We start from the raw sequence: 13,067 nt of genomic DNA on the forward strand, positions 1-13,067 counted from the left end.
GAGATCGGATGACAACGACGCTGAACGACCCGGCGCGCCGCAACGCGCTGGCCACGATGATCGCGATGGCACTGCCATGGGGCAGCGCGCGCGCCGACGAGGGCTGCTCGGTCCGCGCCGCCTATGCCGGCCCGCCGCGGCGCTCCGCGCCCGATGCGGTCTGGCAGCGCGACTTCGGCCGCGCGATCGACGGCGAGCTGCCCGCCGACCTGCAGAAGAGCCTCGGCGATGCGCTCGACAAAATGCTGCAGCACGTGCCGGCCGCGAGCGTGGCGGTCGCGCTCCCCGGCGAAGGCAGCTGGCGGGCAACCCGCGGCCTGGCGCGCACCGAGCCGCGCGAGCCGGTACGGCCCGACCAGGGCTTCCAGGTCGCGAGCACCGCCAAGACGCTGACCGCCACGATCGTGCTGCAGCTCGTGGAGGAACGCCGGCTCGCGCTCGGCGACAGCATCGAGCGCTGGTTCCCCGAGGCGCCCAACGCCGGGCTCGTCACCATCGAGCACCTGCTGCGCCACACCAGCGGCCTCGTGAGCTTCAATGCGCTGCCCGACTTCGGCACGAAGTACCGGCCACCCGCGGAGATCATCGCCATGGGCCTCGCGCAGAAACCGCAGTTCTGCCCCGGCACGAACTGGAGCTACAGCAACACCGGCTACGCGATGCTCGGCGTCATCGTCGAACGGCTCGAGGGCGCGTCCTTCGAGCAGGTGCTGGCGAAGCGGCTGGTCGGCCCGCTCGCGCTCACGCACACCACGATGCGCCGGCCCGGCGTCGAACTGCCCGTGGTCAGCGGCCACGCGGGCGGTCGGCCGGTCGAGGCGCCCGACCAGTACGCCACGCCCTATGCCGCGGGCGCGCTGGCCTCGACCGCGGGCGACCTCGTGCGCTTCTGGCATGCGCTGCTCGGCGGCCGGGTGCTGCCGCCGGCCACGGTGCGGCGCATGTTCGGCGACATGCCCGCGATGCTCGGCCCCTACAGCGGCGGCAATGCCTCGTACGGCATGGGCGTGCAGCTCTACGACGTGCCCGACGGGCCGGGCCTGATGCTGGGCCACAGCGGCGGCATCGAGGGCTTCACGAGCGTGGTCGCCTACGTGCCGGCCGACGACATCTACGTCGCCGTGTCGTTCAACGAGAAGAAGGTGCCGGCCGAGGCCGGCCTGTGGTCGCTGCTGCGCGCGGTGCGGGCCTGGCGCGTGCTGCGCTGACCGCCCCCGGGTTCAGGCCGCCCAGTTCGTCTGGATCTCGGTCTTCACCTCGGTCATGAGCTTGTGCACCGGGCACTTGCCCGCCACGCGCAGCAGCTCGTCGCGCTGCGCGTCGGTGAGGTTGCCGCTCACGCGCAACGTCGAGTCGAGCCGGTAGATGCCCTTGCGCTCCTCGCTGTCGTCGCGGTCGACCACGACCTCGATGTCCTCGACCGGGATGCCCTTGCGGCGCGCGTAGATCAACACGGTGAGCGCCTTGCAGGCGGCCAGCGAGGCGTCGTAGAGGTCGTGCGGCTCGGGGCCCTCGTCGTTGCCGCCGCCAGCGGGCGAGGCATCGACCGCGATCTCGTGGTTGCGGATCTTGAGGATGTGGCGCGTGCCGGTGGTGCCGTCGCGGCGGATCGAGATGCTCATGGCGGTGTCCTTGGGATGGAGTAGAGGTTCAGGAAAGCAGCGGCTTCACGTAGAGGATGGTCGTGAAGCCGCTGTGCCATTCGAGGTCGGGATAGCGGTCGGCCTCGCGATAGCCGAGCGCGAGGTAGAAGCCCTGGCTCGCGGTGTTGAAGGTGTCGGTCTCGAGCCGCGCGCGCTCGATGCCGTCGGCGCGCATGCCGGCTTCGGCGAAGGCCATGAGCGCGCGCGCGATGCCCTTGCGCCGATGCGCCGCGGGCACGTGCAGCGCCTGCACGAAGTCGTGCTGCCAATGGACCATGCCGACCACCTCGCCGCCGATCTCGGCGACGAAGAACTCGGGCCCCATCTCGTCGATGTAGCCCACGGGCTCGCCGCTCTCGCGGTAGCCGCGCGCGGCCTCGGGCGTGAGCTGCGGCAGCCAGGTGCTCGCGAAGGTGTCGTCGAGGATGGCCTTGACGGCGTCGAAGTCGTCGAGGCGCCAGGGGCGGATGGTGATCGGGTCTTGGGACATGGGCGCGCGATGGTAGCCGTGCCTTCAGCGGTCGGTGGCGAGCATCAGGGTTTCCTTGATCTCCTCCATCACCACGTAGCTGTGCGACTCGGCCGCCACCGGCAGCTTCTTGAGGATGTCGCCGAGCAGGTGGCGGTATTCGCTCATGCCGCTCAGGCGCGCCTTCACGAGGTAGTCGAAGCTGCCCGACACGAGGTGGCATTCGAGCACCTCGGGCATGTGCAGCAGCTCCTGCCTGACCTTGTCGAACACGTCGCCCGACTTGGCCGAGAGCTTGATCTCGACGAACACCAAGAGCGTCTTGCCCAGCGCCTCGGGCGACACGCGCGCGTGGTAGCCGCTGATGACGCCGTCGCGCTCCATGCGCTTGACGCGCTCGGCGCAGGGCGAGGCCGAGAGGCCGATGCGCTCGGCCAGTTCGGTCATGGAAATGCGGCCCTGGCGCTGCAGCAGGTCGAGGATCTTGCGGTCGATTCGGTCGAGCTCGGGCACTTTCACTCCGTGCGGCGCATAGGAAGGTTCTACACAGGAGATTCCGCTGTCGAACGCTTGAAAACAGTGGAATCCACTTCATTCTGACGCATAAATTCTTGCTATTCCATTCGAATCAGCGGATACACCATGAAAGTCATCGTTCTGGGCGGCGGCGTGATCGGCACCACCACGGCCTACTACCTCGCGCGCTCGGGCGCCGACGTCACCCTGCTCGACCGGCAGGCCGGCCCGGCCGAGGAAACCAGCTTCGGCAACGCGGGCCAGGTGTCGCCCGGCTACTCCACGCCCTGGGCCGCGCCCGGCATTCCGCTGAAGGCGATCAAGTGGATGTTCCAGAAGCATGCGCCGCTGTCGATCCGCCCCGACGGCACGCTGTTCCAGTTGCGCTGGATGGCGCAGATGCTGCGCAACTGCTCGCCCGAGCGCTATGCGATCAACAAGGAACGCATGATGCGGGTGGCCGAGTACAGCCGCGGCTGCCTGCAGGCGCTGCGCGCCGAGACCGGCCTGCAGTACGAGCACCGCACCGGCGGCACCTTGCAGCTGTTCCGCACGCAGGCGCAGCTCGACGCGGTGCAGCGCGACATCGCGGTGCTCGAGGAATGCGGCGTGCCCTACGAACTGCTCGACCGCGATGCGCTGGCACGCGTCGAACCCGCGCTGGCCGGCGCGCGCGACCGCCTCGCGGGCGGCCTGCGGCTGCCGAACGACGAGACCGGCGACTGCCACCTGTTCACGCGCGGCCTGGCCGAGATCGCGCGCGGCCTGGGCGTGGACTTCCGCTTCGGCCAAAGCATCGAGGCGCTCGAGACCGAGGGCGGCCGCATCAGCGGCGTGCGCACCACGGCCGGCAAGGTGCTCACGGCCGACCGCTACGTGATGGCCTTCGGCAGCTACTCGCGCGCGGCCATCGCCTCGCTGGGCCTCGACATTCCCGTCTACCCGGTCAAGGGCTATTCGCTCACGGTGCCGCTGATCGACGAATCGCTGGCGCCGCAGTCGACCGTGCTCGACGAGACCTACAAGGTGGCCGTCACGCGCTTCGACAACCGCATCCGCGTGGGCGGCATGGCCGAGCTCTCGGGCTTCGACCTGCGCCTGAACCCGCAGCGCCGCGCCACGCTCGAGAAGGTGGTGAGCGACCTGTTCCCGGGCGGCGACCTGCCGCGCGCGAGCTTCTGGACCGGCCTGCGCCCGATGACGCCCGACAGCACCCCGATCGTCGGCGCCACGCGCTACCCGAACCTGTTCCTCAACACCGGCCACGGCACCCTGGGCTGGACCATGGCCTGCGGCTCGGGCAAGCTGATCTCCGACATCGTGACCGGCCAGCGGCCCGAGATCCGCACCGACGGGCTCGCGATGGACCGCTACGAGCAGGGGTCGCAGCGTGTGCCTCAACCGCGCCCGGCCTCTGCGACGGCCTGAGAAAGCGGACTTCCGGACGCAGAGGACGCGAAGGTTTCGCGAAGGGCGCAAAACAATTCAATAAAAAATTGGTTTTCCTTTCGCGTCCTCTGCGAAACCTTCGCGTCCTCTGCGTCCGGCTGCCCGATCCCGTTTTTCAGGCGGCCTTCGCAACCGTCACGCCGCTGTCCATCCCCCGGTACACCTCGGCCTCGCCGTGCCGCGCAAGCAACTGCATCAGGTGCTTGCGGATCAGCATGCCCGGGCGATCCGACTCCATCGAGTACTCGACGCCGCGCCGGCGCGTGTCGACCAGCGCATCGGGGTCGGTCGACTCGAGGATGTCCTTGTCCTCGCGCGTGATCTCCTCGTCGAAGGCGATCAGCATCGAGGCCGGGCAGTCGGCCTCGGTGTCGTTGCGGAACAGCCATTGGCACAGCTGCATGCGGTGATCGTCGATCGGCGTGAAGCAGTTGATGATGATGTGGCGGATGCCGCTCGGGTACTCGATGTCGAGGCGGCGCGAGAACGGCAGGAAATAGGCATTGCGCATGTGGCGCGTGGTGATGGGATCGCTCACGCCGCTGATCGCATGGAATTTCGCGGGATTGGTCGCCTCGATGACGGTCTCCGCGTGGAAGCCCGCCTCGTTCTCCACCAGCTCGTACCGGCTCGGCTTCGGGCTCGCGGCCACGCCGAAGGTGGCGCGGTGCACGAAGCTGAAGTGCGAGTTGTCGAAGGAGTTCTCGAGCGCGCGCAGCGGACTGGTCCGCCACTCCTCGTGGAACTGGAAGATGGTGCGGTAGCCCGGATCGTCGAACTCGGGAATGGCGGGGATGTCGGCGATCGGCTCCTCGAGCGCGACCCAGGCATAGCCATGGCGCGCGGTGCAGCGGTAGGCCGTGGTGCGATAGTCGGGCGGGATCGGCCGCTCGGGGTCGTACTGCGGGATGCGGATGACCTGGCCGCCGCGGTCGTAGGTCCAGCCGTGGTAGCCGCACTGGATCGCGCCCTGAGCGCACGCCTGGCCCGCGCCGTCGACGCACCAGCCCTTGGAGAGCTTCGCGGTGCGGTGGCAGCAGCGGTCGCGCAGCGCGGCCGGCTGGCCCTCGGCGTCGAGGAAGAGAACGATGTCCTCGCCGAGCAGCCGGAAGGGCCTGGGCCCCTGGGCCAGGTCGGCGAGCGGCATGACGGCATGCCAGAACTTGCGGAAGACGGGTTGACGGGTGACGAGCATGCGTGGGACTCCTTCTGCGTTGCATGTCCGCGCACGACCAGCGATGCGCGGGGACGAACCGAAGAGCAATTTCCCGTCGCGGCCGGCTTCGCCAGGGGGTGGGACGAAGGCCGGTGGACTGAACGCTTCTACTCTGCGCCTTGCCCGATGCAAGTTGCGCGCCCGCATTGTGTCGCGCGGGCGATTCACCGTGCGCAATGCCCGAGCGCGCCGCCTTGGCATGCGGCATGCATTCCACGCCGCCGAGAGTAGAAGCGTTCAGCGGCAGATGCACCATCGAAGTGCGCCGCCCGGAAATTGCTCTTGCAGCGCCCGCGCCATGGCCCGCCGTTCAGGCGGTCATGATGCGGTCACCAGGACATCCGATCCGAGACAAACGAAACTGCCGCCCCGCCGCAGCGAACGCACGCCCTCTTTCCACGCATGAACTTCAGCGACACCCCCTCTCCCTCCTTCCCCGCCGAAACCGCGCTCGACGAACGCGACGGCCGCTACCTGCGCAAGGCCATCGTTTGGTCGCACCTCGCGCGCCGGCGCGGCAACCGGCCCTTCGGCTCGGTCATCGTCTCGGCCACCGGCGAGGTGATCGCCGAGGCCTACAACAACACCGGCGAGACCGGCGACTGCACCGGCCATGCCGAGACCAACGCGATCCGCGCGCTCGCGGGCCGCGGCATCTCGCGCGAGGAACTGGCCGGCGCCACGCTCTATGCCTCGGGCGAGCCCTGCGTGATGTGCGCGGGCGCGATCTTCTGGTCGAACATCGGCCGCGTGGTGTTCGGCATCGACGCCGAGCGGCTGCGCGTGTTCCGCGGCGAGCGGCAGGACCAGCGCGATGCCGAGCTGTCATGCCGCGACGTGTTCCGCGCCTCGCCGCACCCGATCGAATGCATCGGCCCGGCGCTGGTCGACGAGGCCAGCGCCGCGCACGACGGCGCCTGGAAGAGCTGACGCGGCACATAGACTCCCCGCATGCCCTGGCACGCCCGCCTCCATCTTTCCTACCGCCACGAAGCCGACCGCACCGTCGCCCGCTTCCGCCACGACGGCCCGCTGCGCATCCTGCAGAGCCTCTACCCCGAGGGCGATGCCGTCTGCCACAACGTGCTGGTGCATCCGCCGGGCGGGCTGGTGGGCGGCGACACGCTCGAGATCGAGGTCGAGGCCGCCGCCGGCAGCCATGGCCTGGTGACCACGCCCGGCGCCTCGCGCTTCTACCGCAGCGAGGGCGAGCGCGCGGTGCAGCGCACCCGGCTGCGGCTGGCGGCCGGCGCGCGGCTCGAATGGCTGCCGCTCGAGGCCATTTGCTACAGCGGCTGCGTGGCCGAGAACCGCATCGCCATCGAGGCCGAACCCGGCGCCGAGATGATCGGCTGGGACGTGGCGGCGCTGGGCCTGCCGCATGCGCACCAGCCCTTCGAGCGCGGCAGCCTGCTGCAGCACATCGAGGCGCCCGGCGTATGGCTCGAGCGCGGCCGCATCGACGCGGCCGACCAGAGGCTGCTGCAAAGCCCGCTGGGCCTGGGCGGCCACCGCTGCCTGGCCTCGCTGTTCTACGTGGCGGGCACGCCGGCCGCGCGCGCCCGGCGCGAGGCGCTGCTCGCGCTCGCGCGCGAATGCATCGAGGCCCAGGGCCTGGCCGGCAGCGCCGGCGCCACCAGCCCGCATGCCGAGGTGGTGGTGCTGCGCGTGCTCGCGCCGGTGGTCGAACCCGCGATGCGGCTGCTGCGCCAGGTGTGGCAGGACTGGCGCGCCGAGCTCTGGTCGCTGCCGGCCGCCACGCCGCGCATCTGGTCGACCTGAAGTCCCTGGCCGTGGCGGCGGCGCGGAAGCTTCGGCTACAGTCCCGCACCTCCCCGCCTCAGGACCCGCCGCCAGAGTGACCCTCCGAAAATCCGCTCGCAGCCTGGTCGTGCGCCTCCTCGTGATGGGGCTGGTGATGGCGATCATCGGCACCGCCGCCAGCTACATCCAGCTCAGCCGCTTCCTGCGCGAGGACCTGACGCAGTCGGTGGCCTCGCAGCAAACCGCGCTGGCCGCCTACGTGGCGCGCGACGTCGACAACTACCTGGTGGAGCGGCTCGCCTTCCTCGAGCGGCTGGCGCAGGCCGTGCCGCCCGAGCTGCTGTCGCAGCCCGCGCCGCTGCACGCCTGGCTCGCGGAGCGCGGTGCGCTGAACCCGCTGTTTCCGCTCGGCCTGGCGCTCGCCACGCCCGATGGCAGGCGGCTCGACCAGGACGGGCAGTTCGCGACCGAGGCGCTGGAATTCGCTGCCGCGCGCGCCGGCCGGCGCGCGGTGGGCCGGGCGCAGGCGACGGCGGCGCATCACGCGGCCCTGCCCATGGCCGTGCCGCTGCGCGACGGCAGCGGCGAGGTGGTGGCCGTGCTGCTCGGCACCGCCGACCTCACGGCCGACGGCCTGCTCGACCACCTGCTGGAAGGCCGCGTGGGCCAGGCCGGCGGCATCCTCGTGATCTCGCCGCGCGACCGGCTCTTCGTCGCCTCGACCGACGCGACGATGATGCTGACCCCCACGCCGCCCGACGGCGTGAACCCGCTGCACGACCGCGCGATGGCGGGCTACCGCGGCAGCGGCACGACGCGCAACGCCCGCGGCATCGACGAGATCTCGGCCATCGCCTCGGTGCCGACGGCCGGCTGGTTCGTGGTCGCGCGGCTGCCGGTGGCGGAGGCGCTCGCGCCGGTGGCGCGCATGCAGGCCTTCATCCTGCGGCAGCGCGCGCCGGCCGTGACGATGGTGCTGATCGTGATCGGCCTGATCATGGCCTGGCTGCTGCGCCCGCTGCTGCGTGCCGCCGACCAGGCCGACCGCATGACGCGCGGCGAGCTGCCGCTGGCGCCGCTGCGCGTGGTGCGCGACGACGAGATCGGCCACCTGACGCAGGCCTTCAACCGGCTGCTGGCCAAGCTGGTCGACAACCAGCAGGCGCTGGCACGGCTGGCCCACCACGACACGCTGACCGGCCTGCCCAACCGCAAGCTGCTCGACGAGCGGTTGCAGCAGGCGCTGGCCCATGCCGCGCGCCACGGGCAGCCGGTGGCGGTGCTCTACCTCGATCTCGACGGCTTCAAGCAGCTCAACGACACCCTGGGCCACGAGGCCGGCGACCTCGCGCTGCGCGAGATCGCGCGCCGGCTGCAGGCGCTGGTGCGGCAGACGGACACCGTGGCGCGCATCGGCGGCGACGAGTTCGTGCTGCTCGCCACCGGCCTCGTGGAGCCCGCGGAACAGGGCGCGCAGGTGCTGGCGCAGCGCTGCATCGCGGCGATCGCCGAGCCGCTGCAGCTGGCACGCGCGCGCACGCTGATCGGCGTGTCGGTGGGCATCGCGCTGGGCCGTGGCGGCGAGACGCCGCGCGACCTGCTCGCGGCCGCCGACCAGGCGATGTACCGCGCCAAGCAGGACGGCCACGCCGTGCCCGCGGCGCGCTGAACGCGCCCGCGCCGCTCAGCCCCGGGTTCAGCCCGCCGCGTCGGTGCGCGGCAGCCGCAGGTGCTTCTTCAGGTGCTCGAACACCTGCCGCGTGACCGGGTTCACCACATGGCTGCGCACGTAGAGGTGGTAGGCCAGGTCGGGCAGCCGCGGCATGCCGTCGCCCACGCCGAGCACGCGCAGGCCCGCGTCGAGCTGCTCCACGCCGCGCGCCGTCACGCCCAGGCCCGCGCGCAGCGCCGCCTTGATGCCGATCAGGCTCGAGGAGGTGTAGCGCGGCGTCCAGGGCACGCCGGCCGCGTCGAGCGCCTCGTGGCCGATGCGCCGGAAGATGCTGGGCCCGTCGGCCATGATCAGCGGCACCGGCTTCGCCGGGTCGTGCACGTAGCCCGCGGCGCACAGCCACACGGTCGGCGAGTTGCGCAGCACCACGCCCTCGAACTGGGTGTCGATGCGGTTCGAGATGATCATGTCGACCTCGCCACGCTTGAGCGAAGTCATGAGGTAGGGGCTGCGCGCCACGTGGATGTCGAGCTGCAGCAGCGGCGAGGTGCGCGCCACCTCGGTCAGCAGCAGCGGCAGCATGGTCTCGGCCACGTCGTGCGGCGCGCCGATGCGCAGGTTGCCCTCGAGCTGGCCCTCGCGCAGGCTGCGCAGCGCCTCGTCGTTGAGCGCCAGCAGGTGGTGCGCGTAGTTGAGCAGGCGCTGGCCGTGCTCGGTCAGCCGCTTCTGCCGGCCCTGCCTGGCGAACAGCGGGTGGCCGATCTGCTCCTCGAGCCGCTGCATCTGCTGCGTGACCGCGGACTGCGTGCGGTCCAGGTGCACCGCCGCGGCGGCGAAGCTGCGATGGGTGACGACGGCGGCGAGCGTGCGCAGCAGTTCGAGGTCGAGCGTGGGCATTCATTAATTTTATTGATGTGTTTTGCGCCCGTGCTGGATTGTTCGGCGCCGCCGGGCTCACTACAGTGGCTGCACAGAAATCGGGCAGCCCCACAGGAGAAACCGCATGAGCACCGCATCCGTTCCACGCAGCGAAGCCGTCGAGACGGCCATCGCCAGCATGAAGACATCCATCGCCAACGGTGAACCGACGCGCGAGAAGCTGGCCGAGGTGCTCGAAGCGCTGCAGGGCCTGGCCGCCCGCACCGAGTACTGGCAGGCCGGCGACTACCCGCCGCCCGAGCCCGGCGAGCACCAGGCGCGCTACCTGATCGCCGAGGACGCCGACCAGAGCTACGCGCTCTATCTCAACGTGATGCGCCCGGGCAAGCGCATCGTGCCGCACAACCATACGACCTGGGCCTGCATCGCCGCGGTGGAAGGCACCGAGCACAACCGCGTCTACCGGCGGCTGGACGACGGCTCGGTGCCCGGCGTGGGCCGGCTCGAGGAGACCGCGCTGGTGGTGGTCGCGCCCGGCGCCGGCATCGCGCTGATGCCCGAGGACATCCACTCGGTGGAGATCCAGGGCGAGCAGACCATCCGCCACCTGCACATGTACGGCCGCGCGCTCGAGACGCTGGACCGCCGCACCGCCTACGACCTCGCGGCCGGCACCTGCCAGACCATGGGCATCGGCGTGCAGACGCGGCGCTGAACCGGCTCCCCCGCTTTCTTCCTTTTCGCTTTCCCCATGACCTCCATCGACCCGAAGACCCTCAAGCGCTGGCTGCACGACGGCGGCGAGATCGCGCTGCTCGACGTGCGCGAGCACGGCCAGTACGGCGAGTCGCACCTGTTCCTCGGCGTGCCGCTGCCCTTCAGCCGGCTCGAGCTCGATGCGCCGCGCCTGCTGCCGCGCCGCGGCGTGCGCGTCGTGACCTATGACGGGGGCGACGAAGAGAGCCGGGGCGTCGCTCATCGCGCCGCCGAACGCCTGCGGGCGCTCGGCTACGGCGACGTGCACGTGCTCGAAGGCGGCACGCGCGCCTGGCAGGCCGCGGGCCATGCGCTGTTCGCGGGCGTGAACCTGCCCTCGAAGACCTTCGGCGAACTGGCCGAGGAGGCCTACCATACGCCGCGCATCGGCGCCGACGAACTCGCCGCCATGCTCGCGCGCCGCGACGACGTGGTGGTGCTCGACGGCCGGCCCGTGAGCGAGTTCTTCAAGATGAACATCCCGGGCGCGACCTGCTGCCCCAACGGCGAACTCGCCTACCGCGTGCGCCGGCTCGTGCCCGATGAGCGCACGACCATCGTCGTCAACTGCGCGGGCCGCACGCGCAGCATCATCGGCGCGCAGACGCTGATCAACCTCGGCGTTCCGAACCCGGTCTATGCGCTGGAGAACGGCACGCAGGGCTGGTACCTGGCCGACCATGCGCTCGCGCACGGCGGCACCGAGCGCTATGCCGACGACAGCGGCAATTGCGAGCTGCGCGGCGCCGCGCAGGCGCTGGCCGCGCGCTTCGGCGCGCCCACGGTCGATGCGCGCACGGTGCGCGACTGGGCCGGCGACGCGGGCCGCAGCCTGTTCCTGTGCGACGTGCGCACGCCCGAGGAATTCGCGGCCGGCAGCCTGCCCGGCGCGCAGCACACGCCGGGCGGGCAACTGCTGCAGGCGGCCGACCAGTACCTGGGCGTGCGCGGCGCGCGGCTGGTGCTGTTCGACAGCGACGGCGTGCGCGCGCCCGCGGTCGCGAGCTGGCTGCGCCAGATGGGCCACGACGCGAGCGTGCTCGAGGGCGGGCTCGCGAGCGGGCTGGCGCTCGAGGCAGTGACCGCACCCGCGCCGAAGCCGCTCGTCACGATCGATGCGCGCGCGCTGTCGGCGCGCATCGAGAGCGGCGAGGTCGCGCTGGTCGACCTGCGCCCGGGCATGGCATTCCGCGCCGGCCACATCGCGGGCGCGCGCTGGTCGATCCGGCCGCGGCTGGCCGACGACCTGCGCGGCGAAACGCGCCAGTTGGTGCTGGTGGCCGACGATCCGGCGCTCGCCGCCTGGGCCGTCGCCTCCGAGCTCGCGGACCACGCGGCGCCGCTGCTGCTCGAGGGCGACATGGCCGCATGGCGCGCCGCCGGGCTGCCGCTCGAGGCCACGCCCGCGCTGCCCAGCGATGCCGACTGCATCGACTACCTGTTCTTCGTGCACGACCGCCACGACGGCAACAAGGAGGCCGCGCGCCGCTACCTCGCCTGGGAGACCGGCCTGGTCGCGCAGCTCGACGCGCAGGAGCGCGCCGCCTTCCGATTGCCGGGCGCGCCGCACGCGTAGCCCTCGCCCCCGTTCCTCGCCAGTCCACGGACCGCGGCTTCGCGCCACGGTCCGGCCTTCGCTCGTCCTCGTTCGTTCCGTCCAGGAGTTCACCATGTCGACTGCATCCGGCCTTTCCCCGCACCGTCCGTCCCGCATGCGCCGCGCGCGCTGGCTGCTCGCCGCGGCCTGGAGCGCCACGCTCGTGCTGCAGGGCGCGGCGGCCGACCCGCTGCCCGCGCGCAACGGCTACCCCACGCAGCCGATCCGCTTCGTCTCGCCGTTCCCTCCAGGCGGCGGCAACGACGCCACCGCGCGCCTGGTGACCACGCGCCTGGCCGAGATCACGGGCCAGCCGGCCGTGGTCGACAACCGCGGCGGCGCGGGCGGCAACATCGGCGCCAAGGCGGTGGCCGATGCCAGGGCCGACGGCTACACCGTGCTGACCTCGCAGGTCTCGATCATGGCGGTGAACCCCGCGCTGTACGCGGCGCCGGGCTTCGACCCGGTCAAGAACTTCGTGCCGATCACGCAGATCAACGCGGCGCCGCTCGCGCTGGTGGTGGAGGCGAACTCGCCGCTCAAGTCCTTCGCCGACCTGGCCGCGAAGGCCAAGGCCAGTCCCGGCAAGCTCACCTATGCCACGCCGGGCAACGGCACGCTCTCGCACCTGGTCGGCGTGGTGCTGCAGAAGGACAACGGCGTCGACATGACGCACGTGCCCTACAAGGGCGCCGGCCCCGCGCTCACCGACCTGCTCGGCGGCCAGGTCGACGTGCTCGTGACCTCCACCGCCTCGGTCGCTGGCATGGTGCAAAGCGGCAAGCTGCGCGTGCTGGCCGTGACCAGCCCGCGCCGCATCGGCGTGTTCGCGAAGGCGCCCACGCTCGAGGAGCTCGGCTATGCCAATGCGCGCTTCGAGGACTGGTACGGCTTCTTCGCGCCGGCCGGCACGCCGCCCGAGCGCGTGGCCTATCTCAACGAGGCGATCGTGCGCACCCTGCACCTGCCCGAGGTGAACAGGCAGGTGACCGACGGCGGCAGCGAGGTGGTCGCGAACACACCCGAGGCCTTCGCGGCGCAGCTCAGGCAGGACATCGAACGCTGGTCGCGCATCGTGAAGCTGTCGGGCGCGCGCGCCGACTAGC

General features: G+C 71.3%; 13 protein-coding genes. 8 read left to right on the forward strand and 5 right to left on the reverse strand.

Annotated features, from left to right (window positions below):
• The first annotated feature begins 8 nt into the window (after positions 1-8).
• A complete protein-coding gene (locus tag ACODT0_RS16310) occupies positions 9-1,208 on the forward strand; it encodes a serine hydrolase domain-containing protein (protein ID WP_489041725.1) in 1,200 nt (399 codons plus the stop codon).
• Between the two features lie 12 nt (positions 1,209-1,220).
• Here ACODT0_RS16310 and ACODT0_RS16315 read toward each other — a convergent pair whose 3' ends face one another.
• The 3 genes from ACODT0_RS16315 to ACODT0_RS16325 are packed head-to-tail and all read right to left on the reverse strand — an operon-like array spanning position 1,221 to position 2,625.
• Positions 1,221-1,622 (reverse strand): OsmC family protein, encoded by a 402-nt coding sequence (locus ACODT0_RS16315; protein WP_057591578.1) that lies wholly within the window; start codon positions 1,620-1,622, stop codon positions 1,221-1,223.
• 28 nt (positions 1,623-1,650) lie between these two features.
• On the reverse strand, positions 1,651-2,133 hold the full coding sequence (locus tag ACODT0_RS16320) for a GNAT family N-acetyltransferase (RefSeq protein ID WP_489041726.1): 483 nt from the start codon (positions 2,131-2,133) through the stop codon (positions 1,651-1,653).
• 24 nt (positions 2,134-2,157) lie between these two features.
• Positions 2,158-2,625, reverse strand: a complete 468-nt coding sequence (locus ACODT0_RS16325; RefSeq protein WP_057591580.1) for an Lrp/AsnC ligand binding domain-containing protein — start codon at positions 2,623-2,625, stop codon at positions 2,158-2,160.
• A 129-nt stretch (positions 2,626-2,754) separates the two neighbouring features.
• On the opposite strand from ACODT0_RS16325, the gene ACODT0_RS16330 reads away from it, so the two are divergent.
• The gene (locus tag ACODT0_RS16330; protein ID WP_489041727.1) at positions 2,755-4,056 is read left to right on the forward strand and encodes a D-amino acid dehydrogenase; all 1,302 of its coding nucleotides are present in this window, start codon (positions 2,755-2,757) and stop codon (positions 4,054-4,056) included.
• A 136-nt stretch (positions 4,057-4,192) separates the two neighbouring features.
• Here the strand turns inward: ACODT0_RS16330 and ACODT0_RS16335 are convergent, their stop codons facing one another.
• Complete coding sequence (locus ACODT0_RS16335) at positions 4,193-5,272, reverse strand: aromatic ring-hydroxylating dioxygenase subunit alpha (protein WP_413762589.1); 1,080 nt, start codon at positions 5,270-5,272, stop codon at positions 4,193-4,195.
• 423 nt (positions 5,273-5,695) lie between these two features.
• Here ACODT0_RS16335 and ACODT0_RS16340 point away from each other — a divergent pair, with 423 nt between their 5' ends.
• From ACODT0_RS16340 to ACODT0_RS16350, 3 genes are all read left to right on the forward strand, one after another.
• Positions 5,696-6,223, forward strand: coding sequence for a nucleoside deaminase (locus ACODT0_RS16340; protein WP_489041728.1), 528 nt, complete (start codon positions 5,696-5,698; stop codon positions 6,221-6,223).
• 21 nt (positions 6,224-6,244) lie between these two features.
• Complete coding sequence (locus ACODT0_RS16345) at positions 6,245-7,075, forward strand: urease accessory protein UreD (protein WP_489041729.1); 831 nt, start codon at positions 6,245-6,247, stop codon at positions 7,073-7,075.
• A gap of 76 nt (positions 7,076-7,151) precedes the next feature.
• A complete protein-coding gene (locus ACODT0_RS16350) occupies positions 7,152-8,726 on the forward strand; it encodes a diguanylate cyclase domain-containing protein (protein WP_489041730.1) in 1,575 nt (524 codons plus the stop codon).
• 27 nt (positions 8,727-8,753) lie between these two features.
• Here ACODT0_RS16350 and ACODT0_RS16355 read toward each other — a convergent pair whose 3' ends face one another.
• Complete coding sequence (locus ACODT0_RS16355; protein ID WP_261210749.1) at positions 8,754-9,626, reverse strand: LysR substrate-binding domain-containing protein; 873 nt, start codon at positions 9,624-9,626, stop codon at positions 8,754-8,756.
• Between the two features lie 106 nt (positions 9,627-9,732).
• Between ACODT0_RS16355 and ACODT0_RS16360 the strand changes: the two genes are divergently transcribed.
• From ACODT0_RS16360 to ACODT0_RS16370, 3 genes are all read left to right on the forward strand, one after another.
• A complete protein-coding gene (locus ACODT0_RS16360) occupies positions 9,733-10,323 on the forward strand; it encodes a cysteine dioxygenase family protein (RefSeq protein WP_261210748.1) in 591 nt (196 codons plus the stop codon).
• A gap of 36 nt (positions 10,324-10,359) precedes the next feature.
• Positions 10,360-11,940, forward strand: a complete 1,581-nt coding sequence (locus ACODT0_RS16365) for a rhodanese-like domain-containing protein (RefSeq protein WP_489041731.1) — start codon at positions 10,360-10,362, stop codon at positions 11,938-11,940.
• 94 nt (positions 11,941-12,034) lie between these two features.
• Positions 12,035-13,066 carry a Bug family tripartite tricarboxylate transporter substrate binding protein gene (locus tag ACODT0_RS16370; RefSeq protein ID WP_261210746.1) on the forward strand — a complete coding sequence of 344 codons (1,032 nt, stop codon included), beginning with the start codon at positions 12,035-12,037 and terminating at the stop codon, positions 13,064-13,066.
• Position 13,067: the final 1 nt, after the last annotated feature.

The sequence above is a fragment of the Variovorax sp. FG153 genome (genome assembly GCF_057809595.1).